Origin of the sequence: Pseudobutyrivibrio xylanivorans DSM 14809 (genome assembly GCF_900141825.1) — a bacterium.
In the GTDB taxonomy this organism is placed as follows: Bacteria; Bacillota; Clostridia; order Lachnospirales; family Lachnospiraceae; genus Pseudobutyrivibrio; species Pseudobutyrivibrio xylanivorans.
On the sequence record NZ_FQYQ01000003.1, the window covers coordinates 141,473 to 163,584 of the forward strand.

A 22,112-nucleotide genomic window follows, 5' to 3' on the forward strand; every position below is an offset into this window, starting at 1 on the left:
TTTAACAGTTGAAAGTGTTAAATTCAATACTTCTGCTACTCCTGTAAGTCAGTAATCATCATAGCATCACCAAAGGAGAAGAATCTGTATCTCTCCTTAACAGCCTCCTCATATGCTGCAAGCACATGCTCTCTTCCAGCCAATGCCGAAACCAACATAATAAGTGTAGACTGTGGAAGATGGAAATTGGTAATAAGACAATCTATTACCTTGAATTCATAACCAGGATAGATGAAAATCTGTGTCCATCCGCTCTTTGGAACAAGTGGCTTTCCTGGCTCCGCAGCTGATTCAAGAGTACGTGTGCTGGTAGTACCAACCGAAATAACTCTTCCTCCGTTAGCCTTTGTCTCATTAATAATATCGCAGGCTTCCTGTGTAAGCTCGTAATATTCTGAATGCATATGGTGATCTAATACTTCATCCTCCTTAACAGGACGGAATGTACCAAGACCAACATGAAGAGTAACCTCTGCTATCTTCACACCCATTGCTTTTACTTCTTCAAGAAGCTCAGAAGTAAAATGAAGACCAGCTGTAGGCGCTGCGGCACTTCCATCAAACTTCGCATAAACAGTCTGATATCTGTCTCTATCCTGAAGCTTATGTGTTATATATGGTGGAAGTGGCATCTCACCAAGCTTATCCAAAATCTCTTCGAAAATACCTTCGTATGAAAACTCAATGATACGATTACCTTCATCAACAATATCAATAATCTTTCCGATTAAAAGACCATCTCCAAAGGAAATCTCCATACCAGGGCGTGCTTTCTTACCTGGCTTAACAAGACACTCCCACTGAGTATCGCTGAGTCTCTTTAATAGAAGAATCTCTACCTTTCCACCTGAGCCAACTCTGGCTCCATATAATCTTGCTGGAATAACACGAGTGTTATTGATAACCAGGCAGTCACCTGGTCTGAGATATTCTTTAATATCATAGAAATGGCGATGAACTGTCTCACCTGTGTTTTTGTCCAAGACCATAAGTCTTGAGTTACTTCTCTTTTCAAGAGGATCCTGAGCTATCAGCTCCTCAGGAAGCTCGTAATCAAAATCTTTTACTAACATCTTAATTTCTTTCTAAATCATTTATAAACATTCAACCTAGTTTAGCACAGAATTACTTAGTAGTCCAATTGCTAAAATGCTTCGCCTTAAAGTCAATTTTAAACTTTTCCCATGCCTGTCCAAATGCGTCTGCAAAAAATACATTAGCCTCTGCTGCCATAAGCATGAAGTACATACAAAAGTAAAGCCAGAACATAAAAATCATCATGGTAGCAAGGGCTCCGTACATAGAAAAACCATTAAAATACTTTACCCAAATAGCAAGGAACAAACTGAATACATACCAGCTAACCGCACATATTATTCCGCCTGGAAGCTGACTCATAAACTTTAGATTTTTATTTGGCAACGCTGTAAATAAAAACGTAAATACGATAACCAAAAAAATAAACACAAAAATACTTCTAAACAAAGGACGTATTCCAAACACATAAGCAAGAAAACCATATGTGCTCTTGGCATAGCCCTGAAGCTTTTGGGTAAATACAAGCATAAGCATGATTACCACAATAATTGAAAGAAGAAACATCGTGTAGAAAATAGCTTTAAGTCGTCTGGCGAACCAGTTTCTTGTTTCTTCTATCTGATTAACCTGGTTAAGACCAACCATAAGATTCTGAAAGGCTTTTCCAGAAGACCAGATGGCCATCAATGCAGAAATAGAAATTGCACCAACTGACCCCTTTGTAACAAGGTCAACCACCTTAGCCATAAATGGAGAAAACTCCGCCGGAATAACCTCATAAATCAGCTCATTGAGATAATGGCTGATAGATGGAATTAAGCCCGCAATCCATACCAAAAGCATAGTCACAGGGATTGCAGTCATAATGATAAAGTAGGCTGTCTGAGCAGCATACGCACCAATATTATCCCTGCCACATTTATCTAAATATGTTTTTCCATATCCTAAAAATGTCCACATAAAATATTCTCCTCAACGCCTAAATTTTAACAAAGAAAAAGCGTCTATGCAACGCATAGACGCTTCAGTTTTCATTTAAAACCTAACCCGGAGGTGCCGGGCCTATCAATTGACTCCTAGCGCCAGCTAGGTGGATCGCCGCAACTAATCTTTTGCCTTCCACTGCAAAGGAGGCCTGACAGCCGATTAGAAATATAAGCATTCCATTTAAAGTAAATGTAGGTTCAAAAAGGATAAGTTAAATCGTACATCCCAGGTTAGGTAAAAGTCGGTATCTTGTACCTGCAATTATATTACATCATATTTGTGACAAAATAAAGAACTGTTTTTTCACAATTTAATCATATTCGTGTTATAAAAAACAAAAGCACCCTAAATTACATATTTTTATGTAACATTAGGGTGCTAAAATTTATTAATTAAGTATCAAAACTAAATTTTAGAGCTGTGGACCTGCAGAAACAAGTGCCTTACCAGCCTCATTTGTTGTGTACTTAACGAAGTTCTTGTTGAATCTTGCAGCAAGATCCTTAGCCTTCTCTTCCCACTCAGAAGCGTTAGCATATGTGTCTCTAGGATCAAGAATCTTAGGATCAACACCTGGAAGCTCTGTAGGAACCTCGAAGTTGAACATAGGAATTGTCTTTGTAGGAGCCTTGTTGATGTCACCAGAAAGGATTGCATCAATGATTCCTCTTGTATCCTTAATTGTGATACGCTTTCCTGTTCCGTTCCAACCTGTGTTTACAAGGTAAGCCTTTGCTCCAGACTTCTCCATCTTCTTAACAAGCTCCTCAGCGTACTTTGTAGGATGAAGCTCAAGGAATGCCTGACCGAAGCAAGCAGAGAATGTAGGTGTAGGCTCTGTGATACCTCTCTCTGTACCAGCAAGCTTAGCTGTGAAACCAGAAAGGAAGTAGTACTTTGTCTGCTCTGGTGTAAGGATAGATACTGGAGGAAGTACTCCGAATGCATCAGCTGAAAGGAAGATAACATTCTTAGCATCTGGACCTGCAGAAACAGGGTTAACCTTCTGTACAATATTCTCGATGTGGTTGATTGGGTAAGATACACGAGTATTCTCTGTAACGCTCTTATCCTCAAAATCAATCTTGCCATCAGCAGCTACTGTTACGTTCTCAAGAAGAGCATCTCTCTTGATTGCGTTGTAGATATCTGGCTCAGATTCCTTATCAAGGCCGATAACCTTAGCGTAGCAACCACCTTCGAAGTTGAATACACCATTGTCATCCCAGCCGTGCTCGTCATCACCAATAAGGAGACGCTTAGGATCTGTAGAAAGTGTTGTCTTACCTGTACCAGAAAGACCAAAGAAGATTGCTGTGTTCTTTCCGTCTTTGTCTGTGTTAGCTGAGCAGTGCATTGAAGCCATGCCCTTAAGTGGAAGGTAGTAGTTCATCATAGAGAACATACCCTTCTTCATCTCTCCGCCGTACCATGTATTGATGATAACCTGCTCACGAGATGTGATATTGAAAGCTACGCAAGTCTCAGAGTTAAGACCAAGCTCCTTGAAGTTTTCAACCTTAGCCTTTGATGCATTGTAAACTACGAAATCTGGCTCGAAGTTTGCAAGCTCTTCTGCTGTAGGCTGGATGAACATGTTCTTAACAAAGTGAGCCTGCCAAGCAACCTCAACGATGAAACGAACTGCCATACGGCTATCCTTGTTAGCTCCGCAGAATGCATCTACTACATAAAGATCCTTGTTTGAAAGCTCTTTCTTAGCGATTTCCTTAACTGCTGCCCAAGTCTCCTCGCTCATTCTGTGGTTATCGTTTGGATACTCCTCTGATGTCCACCATACAGTGTTCTCAGAGTTCTTATCTACTACGATATACTTATCTTTAGGTGAACGACCTGTATAAATACCAGTCATAACGTTAACAGCGCCAAGCTCTGTCTCTTTACCTACCTCATACCCCTCAAGCTTAGAATCAATCTCTTCCTTGTAGAGATCCTCATAAGAAGGATTATGAACAATATTAGTTGTTCCTGTGATGCCATACTTTGTCAAATCGATACTAGCCATCTTATCTTACCTCGCTTTTCTAAATATAATTTTTAACTAGCTAACCCCTATATATTAAAGGTTTATAACTAATTTTCGCTAGTTATCATTCTAGACGTTACACAAATTATTGTCAATAAATTCACAAAAAAAGTGTTTTATGATTTGTACAATTTTTATCACTAAAATTAAGCAATTTGCTAACTATAAAAAATTTCATAAATTTGCCCATATCTCTTGCAAATTAACTTAAATAAATGTAACAATTAAGCTTGTATATTTACCTTATTTTATGGTAGTATACTTTAAATTACAGTTTAGCACACTAAAGTGTGAAATAGTTTTAAGGAGGATTATGTTACATGGTAATTGAGAATTATAGCGAGATAACTCCTGAATTGGAACAGCTGGCAGAGCTTTCCAAAAAATCTTCATATATAGATCCAGAGTTGTACACAACATACGATGTAAAAAGAGGTCTTCGTGATCTTAATGGTAAGGGTGTCCTGGTTGGTATTACAGAAATATCAGAGGTTAATTCAAAAAAGTTCGTTGATGGAAAAGAGGTTCCTTGCGACGGTCAGCTTTTCTATCGTGGTTACAATGTACGTGACTTAGTTAAGAATCTTCCACAGGAGCAGCATTTTGGATTCGAGGAATGTGCATATCTTTTATTATTTGGCACATTACCTACAAAGGAACAACTGGAAGATTTCAAAGGCATCCTAGCTCACTACCGCTCTCTTCCGCCAAATTTCGTTCGTGATATGATTATGAAGAGCCCATCAAAAGACATGATGAATTCACTTGCTCGTTCAGTACTTGCTCTTTATTCATACGACGATTACGCTGATGATACTTCAGAGCCAAACGTATTAAGACAGTGCTTACAGCTCATTGCTAATTTCCCATTGCTTTCGGTTTATAGCTATGCAGCTTATGATTACTATTATAATGAGAATTCTCTCATCATTCATCAGCCAAGACCTGATTATTCTACAGCAGAGAACATCCTTCACTGCTTAAGACCAGATAGCAAATTTACTCCACTTGAGGCAAAGCTTCTTGATGTTGCATTGATTCTTCATATGGAGCACGGTGGTGGTAACAACTCTACATTTACTACTCACCTTGTTTCATCTTCTGGTACAGATACATACGCAGCTATCGCGGCAGCTCTTGGTTCACTTAAGGGACCAAAACACGGTGGTGCTAATATCAAAGTAGTAAAGATGTTTGATGAAATGAAGTCTGTTATAAAGGATTGGGAAGACGAAGAGGAAGTAGGAAATTACCTTCGTGCTCTTCTTCACGGAGAAGCCTTCGATAGACAGGGACTTATCTATGGTATGGGACACGCTATCTATTCTGTTTCAGATCCACGTGCTCTTACATTCCATTCATTCGTTGAAGATCTTGCCATTGAAAAGGGCATGGAAAAAGAATATCGTCTTTACGAATTAGTAGCAAAGCTCGCTCCAAAGATTATCGCTGAGGAGAGAAAAATCTATAAGGGTGTTTCACCTAATGTGGATTTCTATTCAGGATTCGTTTATCAGATGCTTGGCATTCCTGGAGAGCTATTCACTCCTATCTTTGCAATCGCTCGTATCGCTGGCTGGAGTGCTCACCGCATGGAGGAAATCTGTCATAAGGGTAAGATTATGAGACCTGCTTACATGACAGTATGCCAGCATAAGAAATACATTCCAATTGAAGAGAGAGTTGTGGATTAAAGAAATGCATTTAAGGATTCTAGTTTTTGACTAGAATCCTTTTTTATTTTCAAGCCTGCTTGAAAATGGGACTGTGGCAAACCACCAGCCCTTCAAAACACATATATTCAGGGAATCTACAGTGTTTTTCGTATTTTTCTCAAAAAACACTGTATGGTTTTTCTTTTTAGTAGACACTCCTACACTAGATGAGTCTAATCTACTCTCAAAATCCTATTCCAATTTTTCCAATAAGAGTATTAATTCTCTTATACTCTATTGTGAGTTGAAAATATACAGTGTTTATTTACTTTTTTGTAAAAACACTGTATATGCAGGAAATAACTACTCTTACAAGAGATTCATTTACGTAATAATGCTCTTTTTCCACGATTATTCCGTAAGCAATAATCCACATATTTACTTATATATCCATCTACTTCTATATAGCCATTCAATTATACACATCACTCAAAATATGTTCCCGAAATAATACTCACTCTATCAAAACTCTACGTAACAAAAGCATAAACCATACCATTTTTCCGTAAATCGCAGTTTTAGCATATATTTGCCCTAAATATATCTATTCACTGGGGCCTCGCCACAGTCCAATTTTATTTTGAGCTTGTTTGCCTAATATCTGCAAAAAGAACCTCTGTCAAGGGAGCGAAGCTGGCTTTTGCCCTTGCCCTTGATAGGGGTTCTTGGCAGATATAATGTACTAAGCTCAAATAAAAAATGTATGGGTATCATGTAATCAGCAGGTTGAAAATAAAAAAGGACCCCAGCCAAATACTAGAATCCTTAAACAAATTTATTTTATTCCTCATCCTCTTCTTCAAAAGGATTGATTGATATTTCAAACCAGAAGGTAGCGCCCTGCCCCTGAGTGGAGAAAACTCCGTATTTTGCTCCGTGGAGCTCCAGCACATTTTTAACAATAGAAAGTCCTAAGCCTGTGCCCTGGATAGCACGGCGGTGAGCTGCAGAATCCTTGTAATAACGATCCCATACGTAAGGAATATCCTCCTGCTTCACTCCTTCACCAGTATCCTTTACTTCTATTCGAAGAACATTATCCAATACTTTCTGGATGACAGTAACCTTCTTATCATCACCAGTATAGTTGATAGCATTATTTACCAGGTTGTATAGCACCTGATACATCTTCTGCTCATCCGCATATACGTTAACTTCATTATCGTATACAAAATCAATAGTATATCCATCCACCTCACGAAGCTTATTATATCGCTCCAAAACGTGACGAATACTTTCTGTAAAATTGTATTCCTCTGGCTGGATTGTAATTGTTCCTGCTTTTAGCTTCGAAATATCAAGCATGTCATTAACGAGTCCTGATAATCTCTCAGTCTCATCAATAATTACCTGTACATTCTCAGGAGTATTCTCTCCTGGTATATCACGCATAACCTCAGCATATCCCTTAATCATTGTAAGAGGTGTTCTTAAATCGTGAGATACGTTTGCGATGAGCTCCTTCTGAAAGCTATCTGCTTTACCAAGTTCTGATGCAGCATAATTCAATGTATCAGAAAGCTCAGATACCTCCATGTAATCATGTGAGCTAAATTTTACAGAATAATCCCCAGCAGCCAATTTCTTAGCACCGTCATTTATCTTTATAATAGACTTTGAAATACTTCTCGATAAACCTACCGCAAGAACAAAAGCAATAACAATAAGGATGATTGAAATATACTTAAGCTCCGCTTTTAATGTACTGACTGTTGCATCCACAGGAGTAAGAACTGAGTTAATCATAATTACCTCCTTGGTGCCACCCACATCTGCTACCCTAACATAGATAACAGACTCAGCCATGTCATCGCCAATGTTTTGTCTAAACTGTCCTGGTTCCTCTCTCTTTGGCGGTATCGTATATGCGATTCGGCCCTCTTTAGAGTCCTCCTCTTCAGTAGGCTGTTCCATGCTATCAAGAACTTCTCGAATCTTGTTTTGCATCTCCCCGCCCTTATACTCAATGACCGCTTCTCCACCATTTGCCACTGCTTCATCATAAAATATTTCAAACATAAAAGGTGGTAAGGATGACATCTGTGAATTATAGATATACTCTGCATTATAGATAGAATTGCCATCCTCGTCTGTAATGTAAATACCAAGATTATGATTTGCAGCAATCTTTTCAATTTCTTCGGAGCAGTCATTATCACCTTCATGTGAAGATAATAGTAATTCCTCCACATTATTAAGGACCGTCTCCGTCTCCTGACGCTTGATGATTTTATAGAAATCATCAAGGTAGACTATCTGAAAAAACCATAGTACTCCGAGAAGTACTATGGTAAAAATCAGGAATATTGAAAAGGTCTTCCATTTAATACTAATACGACTTTTTCTCAAAGGAATACCTCCATCTGTTACGCTTCAAATCTGTAGCCAACGCCACGAAGAGTGATTAATAATTTTCTGTATTCTCCAAGACTGTTTCTCAGCAACTTAATATGGGTATCCAATGTTCTGTCATCGCCATAGTAATCGTAACCCCACACCTCAGTGATAAGTCTTTCTCTCTCAAGGGCAATATTCTTATTACGAACTAGATAAAACAGAAGCTCATACTCCTTTGGAGACATTTCGATTCTCTTTCCATCGATAGAAACAGTACGGGCCGTAAAATTGATTTCCAAACCTTCGTATTTGAATACATCCATAGTTGCTCCAGCGTCAGGCTTGCTACGGCTGGTAACAACATTCACTCTCATCATCAGTTCCTTAGGTGAAAATGGTTTAACTACATAATCATCAACTCCTGCTTCAAAGCCGTGAATTCTGTCATACTCCTCGCCTCTTGCCGAAAGCATAATAACAGGAATATCCTTTATCTTTTTTATTTCACTACATGCCGAAAATCCATCCAACTCCGGCATCATAACATCCATAATTATAACATCATAATCACTGTTGGCCCTGACCTTTTCTATAGCATCCATTCCGTCGCAGGCCTCATCAATTTCATATCCTTCAAACTCACCATACTTACGAATAATTGAACGAATCTTTTCTTCGTCGTCAACTACTAAAATCTTCTTCATGCACGCCTCCTAAAACACGATTCGTATGTTATCGGTTATAGTATCCATCACTTATGTGAATTCTGGGTGATGTTATTTAAATTTTTTAATGAATATACTGCTTTTTTGCTTTATGAATTGCAGCTGAGAAAAGTCCCCATACAATAACAAATGCAACAAGGAAAACTATATTTACATACTTTGGAAATGTAACTACCTGTGAATCATTTAAAAGTCCCTGGGCACCAAACAGCATACAAAATCCACCAAAGATAGCAACCTTAGGCATTAAATACTCAGACAAACCCTTAATATCTCCGCATCTAGTCAGTTCCTCTGTTGTTATAACCATTGGATCTACCTCGCCGCGCTTGTATCCTTTTATTCCTACGAATACAAGGTACACTCCCAGCAAAGATATAATTGCATCAAAAATTGAGAAAAAATTCATTGTCATTATTGTTCCCTCCAAAAACTTAATGTAATAATTATACCCAACATCCCTTTGTATTTCTATTAAATACACAAATTTAATCAGTATTAATTGAACCATTAAATTTTTCTTAAATTCATAAAATCTCCTTATTTTATCTGATAAATCTATTTGAATATACCTAATTGTTATTGTATTATTAACTTATAATATGCAGGAGGTATTGGCTTTATGGACATAACTAATAAAAAAATTCTTATTTGCGATGATTCAGTACTTGCCAGAAAGCAATTAGTTGATGCTGTTAATGAAATTGCAACAGGCGCCATCTTTGTCGAAGGTAAAAATGGAGCTGAGGCGGTTGACCTTTACAAGAGTGAAAAGCCTGACCTTGTTTTTATGGATATTGTAATGCCTGAAAAAGATGGTAATACTGCACTTGCTGAAATTAAAGATTTTGATCCAGATGCAGTCATCATTATTGTATCTTCTGTAGGTACACAGGAGCAGCTTAAAAAAGCAATTAAATTAGGCGCGAAAGATTTTATACAAAAGCCATTTGAGAAAAACCAGATTAAAGAAATTATCGAACTACGCCTTGGAGGAAAATAGTTTATGTATACACAGTTCTTAGGCAACTATCTCTTACAAAGGGGACTTGTAACGCAAGAACAGCTTTTCAATGCCATGGCTAGACTTTCTCAAACGCACATTAAACTTGGAACAATCGCTATCCATGAAGGGCTTATGACTGCGAACGAGGTAGATGAATGCCTATATGTTCAAACACGTGAAGATAAAAGATTCGGTGAAATCGCCATTGCCAGAGGATACTTGGATGAATCACAGGTTGAAGAGCTTCTTTCAAAGCAGACACCTGACTTCATTCTGCTAGGTCAGAATCTGGTTGAAGATGGAGTTTTTTCTTACGAAGAGCTTGAGCGAATAGTCTTTGATTACAAGAACGAAGCTGAGCTCTATGATTTGAGCCTTGATGTCGAAAATCAGGAAGCCATCCAGACTATTATTTCAAAGTTTTTCCTTATGGCAGAAATGCCTGTCAATGACTTGAATCTTATGTACCTTGAGCTTATGTTTAACAGCTTGATTAGATTTATTGGCGAGGACTTTTCTCCACTTTCACCAATGATACTGGATGAATTTCCTATTACCTTTGGAGTGTCTCAGGCTATTAGCAGTGGACATGATTATATAACTCATATAGACTGCGATAGAGAAACTGCAATCGCTTTTTCATCAAGATATGCAAAAGAAGATTTCAACGAATTTAATGAATATATTGTGGCTGCATTAGAGGATTTCCTTAATCTCCACAATGGATTATTCATTGTAAATGCTTCTAATCAGCTATCTAAAGATATTTCACTTTCACCTCCAGTTATTACGGAGGAAGGTATTCTATCGGGACCTAATAAATGTGTAGATTTTCCAGTGGCTTATCCATTTGGAACTGTGCACCTTTTAGTTTGTTTCTAAATAATACGAGCCCTCAGTTACGGCCACAAGCCTAATGAATTCTACGCTCAGCTGAAGAAAGCTTCGCTTAAGAATTATTAGAGCTTGTTACCTACTGGGGGCTCTTAATTTTCCAAATCCTTTAATACGAATTAAATTCCGAGGAAACGCTTAACCTCAGCGCACATATCTTCTACTTCTACGACTGTATCGTGACGAACTGGAGCTGAACGGATTTCTTCGATTGCATTAGGTACTGCAACCTTGCCAAGCTCTGAAAGCTTATCTACAAGAACGAAATCCTCTTCCTGCTCGTAAGCAGAATCGATAGCACCCATTACCGCACGTGTAAACTTGAATGGGCTTGCTGTAGATGCGATAACAGTTACCTTATCATCACCTGTTTCCTTTTTATATTTGTTATAAACTGATGCAGCTACACCTGTGTGTGTATCAATAATGTAGCCTGTCTCATCATATAAATCCTTGATTGTCATGCCTGTCTCAAGCTCTGATGCATAGTTACCATAGAAGCTGTCCAGCTTTGCACGCATATCATCTGTAATCTGATATTTTCCAGTAGCTTTAAGTGACTCCATAAGATCTGCATTCTTTGCAGCATCATTGCCAGCAATATGATAAATCAATCTCTCAAGGTTACTTGAGATAAGGATATCCATTGATGGAGAGTTTGTAAGAATAAAGTCTCTGTTCTTGTCGTACTCACCTGTTGTAAAGAAATCATAGAGAACCTTATTCTCATTTGATGCACAAACAAGCTTAGCAATAGGAAGTCCCATATTCTTTGCATAGTAAGCTGCAAGAATGTTTCCAAAGTTACCTGTAGGAACTACTACGTTTATCTCCTGGCCTGAAGTAATCTTCTCCTCGGCAAGAAGCTTTGAATACGCATATACGTAGTAAGCAATCTGAGGAACAAGACGACCAATGTTGATTGAGTTTGCAGATGAGAACTGGAATCCTGCTGCATCTAATTCTGCTGCAAGAGCCTTGTCATTAAACATCTGCTTAACACCAGTCTGAGCCTGATCAAAGTTACCCTTGATTCCAACTACATGAGTGTTATCACCCTTCTGAGTAACCATCTGGCGCTCCTGAATAGCAGAAACACCATTCTTTGGATAGAAAACAACAATACGTGTACCCTCTACATCTGCAAAGCCAGCAAGTGCAGCTTTACCTGTATCACCTGATGTAGCTGTAAGAATAACGATATCATTTTTAATATTATTTTTTCGAGCGGAAGTAATCATAAGATGTGGCAAAATTGAAAGTGCCATATCCTTAAATGCAATTGTAGCACCGTGGAATAGCTCTAAGTAATATGCACCATCAGCATATACAAGTGGAGCTATTTCTTCAGTATCAAACTTGCTGTCGTAAGCACTGTTAATGCAATGCTTTAATTCTTCTTCTGTAAAATCTGAAAGAAAGAGCTTTAACACCTCATAAGCTACCTGCTGATATGTCATCTCAGCAAGCTTCTCTATTGGAACTTCTAACTTAGGAATAGATGTTGGAACAAATAAACCACCATCATCTGCAAGTCCCTTTAAGATCGCCTGAGAAGCAGTGATTTCCTGCTTATTTAAATCTCTAGTACTAACATAATTAACTGACATGATTCTTCCCTCGCTTATCTATAAATTTCTTTTCAGTTTACTGTAGCACAGTAAAGAAGTAAAGTCTAGATGAAATTTCACTTTTATTCAACTGCTTTCAGAGACTCCGTCATACTAATCTCATCAAGCTTTGGTCCCATCAGCACATTTATTACTAACGTAAATATTACAGTCAGTACAAATGAAAGAACATAGCTAAGAGGAGTTACCCTCACATCAAAGGTGATGAGATCCACAATAATCTGGCTCATTATAAATGCATGGAAAAACTTACCCAGCACAAGACCTACTGCTGCACCCATAATAGCTAAAAGAATATTTTCTCTAAACACATAAGATCTGGTCTCTTCCTTATAGAAGCCAAGCACCTTCACTGTTGCAATTTCCCTTACGCGCTCAGAAATATTAATATTTGTTAGATTATATACAACTACTGCCGCAAGTGCCATAGCTGAACCAATAACAAGGTATATTATGATATTCAAGCTGCCCATCATATTCTCTACTCTGTCTAACATATCCTGAGTTGGCTGAACGATGCTTATGGCGTTATCCCCCATAAGAGCAGCACCTGCCTCGTGAGAATCTATTCCCTCATCAACAACCACAAAGAGATTTTTCTTTTCCGGTATAGGACCAATGTTCTTCTCATAGGTGCTGGCATTCATGTACATATAGTTGTTAATAAAGTTCTGATTGATTGCACCTATTGTGAGAGTCACAGGCTTCATATCCTCAGAAGATATTGTAACCTTATCACCCTTCTTTATATCAAACCTGTCACATATACCCATGTTAAGAACTATCTCATCATCCCCAAGACTTTCCATATCTATATGATTGCCCTTCACATCATGGATGTCAAAAAACTTATCGATGTCAGCGCCGTCATCATATACGTTCATATAGATATTCTTGGTATGCTTGCCAAATTTCAAGTCTACCGAGCTATGATAGAAAAGAATATAGTCCTCTGTGTCATATCCATTCTTCTCTAAAACATGTACTGGCACCTTGCTTCCCTTCTTCAGGGTTATATCCATATCGTATAACGAAATATTTGTATATTGGTTCTCCGCTATATCAGCGATGGAATCATACACACCAAAACCAGCGACAAGCAGTGCCGTACATCCTCCGATTCCCATTACCATCATAATCAGACGACCTTTATATCTGAATATGTTTCTAAGACTTACCTTGCGTAAAAACTTAAGTCTGTTCCAGAAGAACGGAATGTATTCTAAAAAGATTCGCTTTCCTGCTTTAGGTGCCTTTGGTCTCATCAGGGATGCTGCCATCTCAGTCATTTCCACACGACATGAAACAAGTGTCACCCCAACTGAACATATAAAAGCAACTACAAAACAAATCACAAGCATAACAGGGTCAAAGTAATAATCCACCCCTCTGGTATTATACATCATCTGATATGCATACCAGATTGCCTGTGGGAATCCGAATGTACCAAGGAAGAATCCCAATAATGTACCAACAAATGCTGCTGAGCCTGAATAAAAAGCAAACTTCCCCATTATAGCCCCATTGCTGTAGCCCAATGCCTTCAGCACACCTATCTGAGTTCGCTGATCCTCCACCATTCGGTTCATGGTAGTCATACAAACCAGCGCTGCAACCAGGAAGAAGAATATTGGAAATACGTTACCGATAGCACCTACTATGGTAGAATCACTTTCAAAGCAAACATATCCAGCATTTCCATCTCTTTTCAGAAGATATGTGTCTGCCTCCTCAATGTCATCAATCTCCTTTTGTGCATCAGCAATCTCATCCTCTGCTTCTGCTATCTTTTCATCAAACTCCTTAACACCATCCTCATACTCAGCCAAACCATCTTCGTATTCCTTCTTGCCACTGTTGTATTCCTTTCGGGCTTTTTCAAGTCCAGACTGAAGTGTATATAACTGAGCAGATTTCTCTTGATACTCTGCCATAAGTGCATTGTACTGATTCTCATCAAACATGGCTGGATTCACAGACCGGGCCATCTCCATCTGATTAATGCCAGAAAGCATCTGATCTAATCCATCCTTTAGCTGAGCCTCCAGGGACTCGTACTCCTCTATCTGCTTTTTACCGCTATTTATCTTTTTCTTTGCCGAATCCAATTCTGCTTTGGCATCATCAAACTCTTTACCTGTGGAAGCCTTCTTCTCCTCCAGTTCTTCCCTGGCATCATCCATCTTATCCTGTGCTTCTTTAATAATTCCAGCGTACCTGTCCTCAGCCGCCTTATCTAATACTGCCTGAACAGCATCTTCTTTAGATTCTATGAGCTTGTCATATTCATCTGAATAAATAGGTGGATCTGAATCAAGCTTAACGTAGCAATCCGTATATATATCATCCTTAAATGCTTCATTTTTTACATATAAGAATCCATCTAGTACTCCTGTTCCAATAGATGTGGTACCTCTTTCGTACTGAATATATAGAGGTGATTTTGCTATTCCTACAATCTTAAAGCTACTGTATTTAAAGCGATCCCTGTCCTCCTTCTCATTACCGTCTGCCACCTTAATGGTATCCCCAACATGAATCTCATCAAATGCTGCTGCATCCACAAGACACTCATTTTCATATTTTGGCCAGGTGCCCTCCATAAGAACTACCTTATTGATGTTTGTTGGAAGGCTGATTATCTTCATAGCATATTCGCTATCCGCGTACGACATCATTACATCAAATGCTATAGATTCCTCTACATATCTGGCATCAATATTATTCTTAATATACTCGATTTCATCCTCTCCAAAGCCAAGTGACGAAATAAGACGAAAATCATAGAATTCATTATCCTCAAAGTATTGTTGCATGGACGCACGAAGAGCAGGGTCTGTGACCTTCAGACCTGCAAAAAAGCCTACTCCGATGGCAATAATCATTAGAAGCGCGATGTATCTCCCTAGAGACTGTTTTATTTCTCTAAATGTTGATAAAGCTAACATATTTTTTACACCTCATCAGTCAGCTCTGCTGACAGCTTCACCTCAATGGGAGCCTTTGCTACCATTCAATCTCATCCACACTCTTTGGTTTTTCATTCATATACATATCTGCTATAGTCCCAGATTTAACTGTTATTACTCTGTCAGCCATAGCAGTCAATGCATGATTGTGGGTAATTACCACAACCGTCTTTCCGTTTTTACGGCAGGTGTCCTGCAAAAGCTTTAAGACCTGACGGCCTGTTTCATCATCAAGAGCTCCTGTAGGCTCATCACATAAAAGTAACTTCGGATTCTTTGCTAACGCTCGAGCTATTGCCACTCGTTGCTGTTCTCCTCCTGAAAGCTGGGCAGGGAAATTATTCATTCGCTCCTTAAGACCTACCTCTTCCAATATCTTCTCTGCCGGTATTGGATCCTTACATATCTGAGCAGCCAACTCTACATTTTCCTTAGCTGTAAGGTTACCTACAAGATTGTAGAATTGAAATACAAATCCCACGTCAAAACGTCTGTAGCTTGTAAGCTCTCTTGGAGAATAACCTGACACATCTCTGTCTGCCAGATATACACCTCCGCTTGTAAGAGTATCCATGCCGCCAAGTATATTTAATATGGTGGTTTTACCTGCGCCAGATGCCCCTACTATAATGCAAAATTCCCCTTCTTCAATCTCAAAATTCACGTCATGAAGGGCTTCTATTCTGACCTCTCCGGTTTTATAAATCTTACCTACATTTTTAAATTCTACAAAACTCATAGACACCTCCAAAAAAAGCAAAGGAATGTAGCCTAATAATAACATGGTCTAAATTTACATACGTATTTTTTAGGTTAAACAAGTATGAATTTTCTGTGTAGTTAACAATTTGTTCATTAATCATTCGTTATAATAATATTACCAGTTACAACTACTACTCGAAACTTTAACTTTTGAGGTATAAAATATGGTAAGATTAGTAAATAAGCACATTGGTAAGGGAATAACCGGCATTTGCATTATTTCAATTCTTGTAATGCTATTTATGAATTGTGATTTTGAGGCCTATGCTGTTAATGATTTATATATCTACAACACGGTACTGAGTCAAAAACAACAGCAGGTGTACAAGCAGGTTTATGAGAATATTCTGGCCTTCAACGAGAGTGTATTTACACTGGTATCACCACTGACTCACGATTCTTTGTACACCACAATGAATGCCGTCTATAATGATCATCCCGAGCTGTTTTGGGTTAATACATCCTATAAATATGGCTATAATTCCAAGGGCATGGTTATACAGTTAAAGCTAAATTACTGCATTCCAAAATCTAATCTTGCCTCTGCAACTTTAGCTTTTAACAACGCTGTCAATAATATAGTTGAGCAGGCTGCTGCTTATCCTACTGACTTGGAAAGAGAACGAATCGTTCATGATATGATTTGTGATTTATCGACCTACGACAATGTGAATTGCAGTCATCAAAGTGCATACTCCGCTTTGGTAGAAGGAAGTAGTGTATGCGCCGGATATTCAAGAGCTTTCCAGGTTGCCTGCCAGAAACTTGGCATAACCTGTTATTACGTTACTGGAATTGCTAATGGCGAAGAACACGCCTGGAACATCGTTAAGATAGGTGGAAACTTCTATAACGTAGATGTTACTGGAGATGACACCATCAATGAAACTTTAAATACCTATTCATATCAATACTTCAACGTTAGCGACACAGAGATAGCGCATAACCATGTTCGTTCTGCTCTATCGTCAAGACTTCCGGTATGTAGCTCACTATAATTAAATACGTTCAAAATCTTCCCGCAGGACTCGCTCGTACTGGCTCTTGAACCAGGCGCCGATTCCTGCGGAATTATCGTTATGGCGTCCATGCAGTCCCTTACCGTACACCTGAACTCCCGATGAATTTAATTCTGATAACAGTTTTTCGTATGCTGTATCATCATAATCATCTTCGTACATATAAGAGACTATAAATTTAGTATGACCAAAGTCACTATTTCTTACTTTATTCCAAAATCTGTCATTCAATTTTTCAATAGCATCCTGTCCCATTCCACCGCCATGAAAACGCAACAAGTCTAAAGAGGTAGGAAATCCTCCCGGCCTCTTTAATCTTTCATTCTCTGCAATATTTCCAATACTCGCCAAAGGCTTACCCAGAATCAAGGCATGCGGTCTCAAATCACAGCCATAGTACATGGAACCTATTGTGCCCATGGAAATCCCCGACAAAATAAGCTGATCAGAATAGAATCCCAGTCGATTTAAGTATCCCTCAATTACAGAAATCATCAGCTTTTCATATTCAGTATTTCCCATATAAAAACCACCACCCTGGAAACGCTGCTCTGCAATAAGCAGAAATGGGCATCCCATCTTCTTCATCATGTAATACCCTTCAAAGCCTTCCATTGTCTTATATCCAGAAAAATATACTGCCATTGGTGGTTTCATATCACCAGGATCAAAATAGGCGAAAATCTCCTCTCTGTCAGAGGTTACGTATCGCTCTCCACCTACCATAAAGCATCCCTGGTCCCATCTTGAAATACGGTCATGTAACCCAATTATATCCAGTCTTCCACTTCCCTTTGCTTTTAGCTCACAGAAAATAGTACCGGAACCATTTCTTCCTTCAATGAGTACCGGATTTTTTAAATCTTCCTCTGTAAATTCCCAGCTGTCACAAATATCTGCAAGGCTTCCTGAGACAAACTGCTTTATTACAAGCATTATCTCCACTTCAGGCGCCTTTTTGTATTCCAGCCAAAAATCGATAGCCTGACCTTCCTCAATAGGAATATTTCCTCTCCAAAAGGCTATCTGATTAAACTCCTGCCCGTAACTTCCATCCACTGTAACACTATACTGGCCATACCATTTTATGCTTCCTTTAAATCCCTGGGCGATACCAAGAGCCTCCGGTCTGAACTTCTCACCGTATGGCTTAGGAAAGTACTTTTTAACCTCGTTATCCAAAAAATTTTGGATAGCACTCTCTGGAATAATCTTTCCCATTTTTCGTTCAAAAAGCTTCTTGGTTAATGGCGATAGTACAAAAGAATCCACCACAAAAAAACAATAAGCCATGGACATCTTATCTACTGCTTTGAACTCCTCTTCGGTAATATTACGCTCCAAAACAACAAGCTCATAAATTTCCTTTTTGAGCTCGATCTTATCATCGGAGTGTATAAGCTTTACCCGTGTTGGAAGCTGGAATCTGTCTTCCCAGCTATCCTGTCCAATTTGCAGTATTCTAATTCTATCCATGGCTTTCTTCCATTTGAATAATTAAAACTGTCTCTTCTCTACAGTCAATCCAAGGAACTTGTCAAAAAGAGAACAAGCACTTGCGATAGGAACAATATAAAGAGCTTTTGACAACTGCACTATTGATGTCGGATTATCTCCCTGTAACGCGATTATTACGTAAGAAACAAACATAAATCCAAGCCAGAAACATAAATCCGAAACGTTTTCTTTCTTTAAATGTTTAATGATAATAACAATAATTAAAACTGTAAGTAAAATAATCCAAGGTGTTCCACAAACAGTCTTTAGACCTTCGCCAAATGTCCCCATATTGCTGAAGTTATACACAACAACCTGCTGCCAGAACGCTTTGGCATTTTTGAAATACCAAAGGTACAGACCCATAGGGATTATTACAGTAATGAGTCCCTCAATCACAGATATAACAAAAGCTTTATAGGCATCTGAAGAAATTTTCTCTGTCTTAAATTTTACAGCAAAGAAAATAATCAGGACTATCCAAATCAGCGAATAAACCGGCTGCAAGAAAAATACCAATCCAAAATCGATTGTAAGCAAATATGTATGATATGAAAGGAATCCATACTTTAACTGTCTCGCAACGTGATAAGCAGTCAATGACATCAGGAAGAACATAAACTCTTCTGCTCCTGCATGGGTAAAAGAACCCATTTCAAATACAGTAAGGAAGAATGTGCTTATCAATGCAAAGACCTCAGATGTATACAACTTTGCAGTCTTGAAATTAAACAAAACTGTAAAGAATATCACTACGCTTTCCATTATAAAATGAACAATATGAGTATCTGTTGGAAGATATCCAAGTCCGTAGAACTCATATAGCACTGGACCATAGTGTCCATCCAGTTCAACATAGGCTAAGAAGCCCTGTCGCACAGAATATGCTATATCTAATATTTCAGACTGGATTGTCGTGAAAGTGCCTTCAATCCATGGATTAAATGGACTGGACATGGCAATAATCATAGTGATTGAAAGAATTGCCAAAGCCTCCAAACAAGATTTTACTTTTCTGTTCATAAGTCACTCCTCTCATTTCAGAAAAAAGCAAAGAGAGCAGTAGGAAACTCCCCACTACCCTCTTAATTATAGAAAATATTTTTTTTACAATCTACCAACTTTTGTGAATTTTTATATCCAAGCCGGGGCTTACTCAGAAATTTCGTTTACCTTATTCTTTCTCTTATCTTTTGCAATCTTTCCAGAAATAGCGCTGATAAGAATAAGAATCCAGTACCACCAAACTCTTCCGCTTATTCCTGCCTTTGACATTCCAAGAGGTGTCTCCTCCTCAAGAATCTCAACTACATCATCAACCTTAGCTGCCTCATCATCAAGAACTACTGCAAGGCTAACTTCCTGATTCTCAAGTGCTACATCCACTTCATTGAACTTAGTAGTCTTTACAGTAATCTTTGCATCTGCAAGCTCATTAAAGTTATTAATAGCTGTAGTCTCAGGTGCAACTTGAGCTGTCTCTGTTGCTGATGTAGATGAACCAGAACCATTTCCTGATCCATTTCCATTACTACTTCCCTGATTTACAGTAGACGCTGCAGCAGAAGCAGACTCAGAAGCTGATGTACTTGCTGAAGCACTCTCACTTGCGCTTGTTGATGCAGACTCTGATGCTGATGTGCTTGCACTTGTTGAGGCACTCTCTGATGCTGATGTGCTTGCACTTGTTGAGGCACTCTCTGATGCTGATGTGCTTGCACTTGTTGAGGCACTTGCAGACTCTGACATACTTGCTGAAGCTGACTCAGATACAGAAGCACTGAGGCTTGCTGAAGCACTCTCAGATACTGCTGCACTCTGAGACATGCTCTCAAGCTCGCTTAATCTCTGAGATGCTGACATGCTCTCAAGCTCGCTAAGTCTTACAGAAGCAGATTCAGAAGTTGAGATGCTCTCACTTGTTGAAACTGACTCTGATACAGATATGCTCTCACTTGTTGAGATACTCTCAGAAACACTTACACTTGTGCTCTCACTTACTGATACTGACTCACTAAGGCTTACAGAAGTCGAAAGGCTCTCAAGAGTGCTGATGCTTGCTGATACAGACTCTGAAGTTGAGATGCTTTCACTTACTGAAGCTGACTCTGATGCACTTACTGAAGTACTCTCAGAGATGCTTAATGAAGCAGACTGACTCATGCTATATGAAAAAGATACACTCTCCAATTCACTAATTCTTTCAGAAACACTAGCTGACTCTGATGCACTAATTGACTCAGAAACACTAGCTGACTCTGATGTACTAATTGACTCAGAAACACTTGCTGACTCTGATGCGCTGAGTGATGCAGAAACACTTGCTGATTCTGAAGTGCTCATTGACTCAGATGCTGAAATGCTTGCACTTGTTGAGGCAGACTCAGAAGCTGATGTGCTTGCGCTTATTGATGCAGATTCTGACATGCTCTGGCTCATTGAGGCACTTGTGCTTACAGAAGCCGACTCACTTGCTGAGTTGCTCATGCTTGTAGATGCACTTTCAGATGCTGATGTACTTGCACTTGTTGATGCACTCTCTGATGCCGATGTGCTGGCACTTATTGAAGCACTTTCTGATGCTGATGTACTTGCACTTGTACTAGCTGATTCAGATGTACTATTACTCATTGATGTACTAGCTGACTCTGATTCACTTACACTATTTGAAGTAGACTCTGAAGCTGATGTACTTGCAGATTCTGACATGCTCTGGCTCATTGAAGCACTTGTGCTTGCAGAAGCAGACTCACTAGCTGAGTTGCTCATGCTTGTTGAAGCACTTTCTGATGCCGATGTGCTGGCGCTTGTTGAAGCACTTTCTGATGCCGATGTGCTTGCACTTGTTGATGCACTCTCTGATGCCGATGTGCTGGCGCTTGTTGAGGCAGACTCAGAAGCTGATGTACTTGCACTTGTGCTAGCTGATTCAGATGCACTATTACTCATTGATGTACTTGCTGACTCTGATTCACTTACACTATTTGATGCAGACTCTGAAGCTGATGTACTTTCAGATTCTGATATGCTCTGGCTCATTGAAGCACTTGTGCTTGCTGATGCAGACTCACTAGCTGAGTTGCTCATACTTGTTGAAGCACTTTCTGATGCTGAAGTACTTGCGCTTGTGCTGGCTGACTCTGATGCACTATTGCTCATTGATGTACTTGCTGACTCTGATTCACTTACACTATTTGAAGCAGACTCTGAAGCTGATGTACTAGCAGATTCTGACATACTCTGGCTCATTGAGGCGCTTGCTGACTCTGATGCAGATGCACTAGAGGAAGCACTCTCACTTGCACTAGTAGAAGCTGACTCACTTGCTGAGTTACTCATGCTTGTTGAAGCACTTTCTGATGCTGATGTGCTTGCGCTTGTTGAAGCACTCTCAGAAGCTGATGTACTTGCACTTGTGCTAGCTGACTCTGATGCACTCTGGCTTGCACTAACAGATGTAGATTCACTAGCTGAGTTGCTCATGC

General features: G+C 39.1%; 16 protein-coding genes, 1 other RNA gene and 1 pseudogene. 5 read left to right on the top strand and 13 right to left on the bottom strand.

Going from position 1 to position 22,112, the window contains the following annotated elements; all coding sequences use genetic code 11:
- Window positions 1-35 precede the first annotated feature (35 nt).
- From queA to pckA, 4 genes are all read right to left on the bottom strand, one after another.
- Window positions 36-1,073: a tRNA preQ1(34) S-adenosylmethionine ribosyltransferase-isomerase QueA gene (gene queA, locus BUA88_RS03750; RefSeq protein ID WP_072912899.1), complete on the bottom strand. Its 1,038-nt coding sequence runs from the start codon at window positions 1,071-1,073 to the stop codon at window positions 36-38.
- Window positions 1,074-1,125: 52 nt separating this feature from the next.
- Entirely contained in the window at window positions 1,126-1,998 is an 873-nt protein-coding gene (locus BUA88_RS03755) for a YihY/virulence factor BrkB family protein (protein ID WP_072912901.1), read from the bottom strand.
- A gap of 80 nt (window positions 1,999-2,078) precedes the next feature.
- Window positions 2,079-2,260: non-coding RNA, 6S RNA (gene ssrS, locus BUA88_RS03760), on the bottom strand.
- A 177-nt stretch (window positions 2,261-2,437) separates the two neighbouring features.
- Window positions 2,438-4,051, bottom strand: a complete 1,614-nt coding sequence (pckA, locus tag BUA88_RS03765) for a phosphoenolpyruvate carboxykinase (ATP) (RefSeq protein ID WP_072912903.1) — start codon at window positions 4,049-4,051, stop codon at window positions 2,438-2,440.
- Window positions 4,052-4,392: 341 nt separating this feature from the next.
- Between pckA and BUA88_RS03770 the strand changes: the two genes are divergently transcribed.
- The gene (locus tag BUA88_RS03770) at window positions 4,393-5,766 is read left to right on the top strand and encodes a citrate/2-methylcitrate synthase (RefSeq protein ID WP_072912905.1); all 1,374 of its coding nucleotides are present in this window, start codon (window positions 4,393-4,395) and stop codon (window positions 5,764-5,766) included.
- Window positions 5,767-6,567: 801 nt separating this feature from the next.
- Here BUA88_RS03770 and BUA88_RS03775 read toward each other — a convergent pair.
- The 3 genes from BUA88_RS03775 to BUA88_RS03785 all read right to left on the bottom strand — a co-directional run bounded on the left by BUA88_RS03775 (window position 6,568) and on the right by BUA88_RS03785 (window position 9,264).
- Window positions 6,568-8,136 (bottom strand): sensor histidine kinase, encoded by a 1,569-nt coding sequence (locus tag BUA88_RS03775; RefSeq protein WP_072912907.1) that lies wholly within the window; start codon window positions 8,134-8,136, stop codon window positions 6,568-6,570.
- A 17-nt stretch (window positions 8,137-8,153) separates the two neighbouring features.
- Window positions 8,154-8,828, bottom strand: coding sequence for a response regulator transcription factor (locus BUA88_RS03780; RefSeq protein WP_072912910.1), 675 nt, complete (start codon window positions 8,826-8,828; stop codon window positions 8,154-8,156).
- Between the two features lie 85 nt (window positions 8,829-8,913).
- Window positions 8,914-9,264 carry a hypothetical protein gene (locus tag BUA88_RS03785; protein ID WP_072912913.1) on the bottom strand — a complete coding sequence of 117 codons (351 nt, stop codon included), beginning with the start codon at window positions 9,262-9,264 and terminating at the stop codon, window positions 8,914-8,916.
- Window positions 9,265-9,471: 207 nt separating this feature from the next.
- Between BUA88_RS03785 and BUA88_RS03790 the strand changes: the two genes are divergently transcribed.
- On the top strand, window positions 9,472-9,852 hold the full coding sequence (locus BUA88_RS03790; protein WP_072912916.1) for a response regulator: 381 nt from the start codon (window positions 9,472-9,474) through the stop codon (window positions 9,850-9,852).
- 3 nt (window positions 9,853-9,855) lie between these two features.
- A complete protein-coding gene (locus tag BUA88_RS03795) occupies window positions 9,856-10,737 on the top strand; it encodes a chemotaxis protein CheX (RefSeq protein ID WP_072912919.1) in 882 nt (293 codons plus the stop codon).
- Window positions 10,738-10,868: 131 nt separating this feature from the next.
- Here the strand turns inward: BUA88_RS03795 and thrC are convergent, their stop codons facing one another.
- The 3 genes from thrC to BUA88_RS03810 form a co-directional block, all read right to left on the bottom strand.
- Complete coding sequence (thrC, locus tag BUA88_RS03800; protein ID WP_072912922.1) at window positions 10,869-12,359, bottom strand: threonine synthase; 1,491 nt, start codon at window positions 12,357-12,359, stop codon at window positions 10,869-10,871.
- An 83-nt stretch (window positions 12,360-12,442) separates the two neighbouring features.
- Window positions 12,443-15,328 (bottom strand): ABC transporter permease, encoded by a 2,886-nt coding sequence (locus BUA88_RS03805; RefSeq protein WP_072912925.1) that lies wholly within the window; start codon window positions 15,326-15,328, stop codon window positions 12,443-12,445.
- A gap of 58 nt (window positions 15,329-15,386) precedes the next feature.
- On the bottom strand, window positions 15,387-16,088 hold the full coding sequence (locus tag BUA88_RS03810; RefSeq protein WP_072912928.1) for an ABC transporter ATP-binding protein: 702 nt from the start codon (window positions 16,086-16,088) through the stop codon (window positions 15,387-15,389).
- Between the two features lie 187 nt (window positions 16,089-16,275).
- Between BUA88_RS03810 and BUA88_RS03815 the strand changes: the two genes are divergently transcribed.
- Window positions 16,276-17,109 carry a transglutaminase domain-containing protein gene (locus BUA88_RS03815; RefSeq protein WP_072912931.1) on the top strand — a complete coding sequence of 278 codons (834 nt, stop codon included), beginning with the start codon at window positions 16,276-16,278 and terminating at the stop codon, window positions 17,107-17,109.
- Here BUA88_RS03815 and asp2 read toward each other — a convergent pair whose 3' ends face one another.
- The 3 genes from asp2 to BUA88_RS16305 all read right to left on the bottom strand — a co-directional run bounded on the left by asp2 (window position 17,110) and on the right by BUA88_RS16305 (window position 21,054).
- A complete protein-coding gene (asp2, locus tag BUA88_RS03820) occupies window positions 17,110-18,606 on the bottom strand; it encodes an accessory Sec system protein Asp2 (RefSeq protein WP_072912934.1) in 1,497 nt (498 codons plus the stop codon).
- A gap of 21 nt (window positions 18,607-18,627) precedes the next feature.
- Entirely contained in the window at window positions 18,628-19,650 is a 1,023-nt protein-coding gene (locus BUA88_RS03825) for a hypothetical protein (RefSeq protein ID WP_072912937.1), read from the bottom strand.
- Between the two features lie 129 nt (window positions 19,651-19,779).
- Window positions 19,780-21,054: a hypothetical protein gene (locus BUA88_RS16305; protein WP_200798842.1), complete on the bottom strand. Its 1,275-nt coding sequence runs from the start codon at window positions 21,052-21,054 to the stop codon at window positions 19,780-19,782.
- Between BUA88_RS16305 and BUA88_RS16310 the strand changes: the two are divergent.
- Window positions 20,987-22,112 (top strand): annotated as a pseudogene (locus tag BUA88_RS16310) (hypothetical protein); the annotation flags it as partial. The gene BUA88_RS16305 and the pseudogene BUA88_RS16310 sit on opposite strands and share 68 nt — an antisense overlap.

Coding starts and splice junctions, on each gene's coding strand:
- queA (WP_072912899.1), bottom strand. CDS start 1,073: ATGTTAGTAAAAGATTTTGATTACGAGCTTCCTGAGGAGCTGATAGCT.
- BUA88_RS03755 (WP_072912901.1), bottom strand. CDS start 1,998: ATGTGGACATTTTTAGGATATGGAAAAACATATTTAGATAAATGTGGC.
- pckA (WP_072912903.1), bottom strand. CDS start 4,051: ATGGCTAGTATCGATTTGACAAAGTATGGCATCACAGGAACAACTAAT.
- BUA88_RS03770 (WP_072912905.1), top strand. CDS start 4,393: ATGGTAATTGAGAATTATAGCGAGATAACTCCTGAATTGGAACAGCTG.
- BUA88_RS03780 (WP_072912910.1), bottom strand. CDS start 8,828: ATGAAGAAGATTTTAGTAGTTGACGACGAAGAAAAGATTCGTTCAATT.
- BUA88_RS03785 (WP_072912913.1), bottom strand. CDS start 9,264: ATGACAATGAATTTTTTCTCAATTTTTGATGCAATTATATCTTTGCTG.
- BUA88_RS03790 (WP_072912916.1), top strand. CDS start 9,472: ATGGACATAACTAATAAAAAAATTCTTATTTGCGATGATTCAGTACTT.
- BUA88_RS03795 (WP_072912919.1), top strand. CDS start 9,856: ATGTATACACAGTTCTTAGGCAACTATCTCTTACAAAGGGGACTTGTA.
- thrC (WP_072912922.1), bottom strand. CDS start 12,359: ATGTCAGTTAATTATGTTAGTACTAGAGATTTAAATAAGCAGGAAATC.
- BUA88_RS03805 (WP_072912925.1), bottom strand. CDS start 15,328: ATGTTAGCTTTATCAACATTTAGAGAAATAAAACAGTCTCTAGGGAGA.
- BUA88_RS03810 (WP_072912928.1), bottom strand. CDS start 16,088: ATGAGTTTTGTAGAATTTAAAAATGTAGGTAAGATTTATAAAACCGGA.
- BUA88_RS03815 (WP_072912931.1), top strand. CDS start 16,276: ATGGTAAGATTAGTAAATAAGCACATTGGTAAGGGAATAACCGGCATT.
- asp2 (WP_072912934.1), bottom strand. CDS start 18,606: ATGGATAGAATTAGAATACTGCAAATTGGACAGGATAGCTGGGAAGAC.
- BUA88_RS03825 (WP_072912937.1), bottom strand. CDS start 19,650: ATGAACAGAAAAGTAAAATCTTGTTTGGAGGCTTTGGCAATTCTTTCA.
- BUA88_RS16305 (WP_200798842.1), bottom strand. CDS start 21,054: ATGTCAGAATCTGCATCAATAAGCGCAAGCACATCAGCTTCTGAGTCT.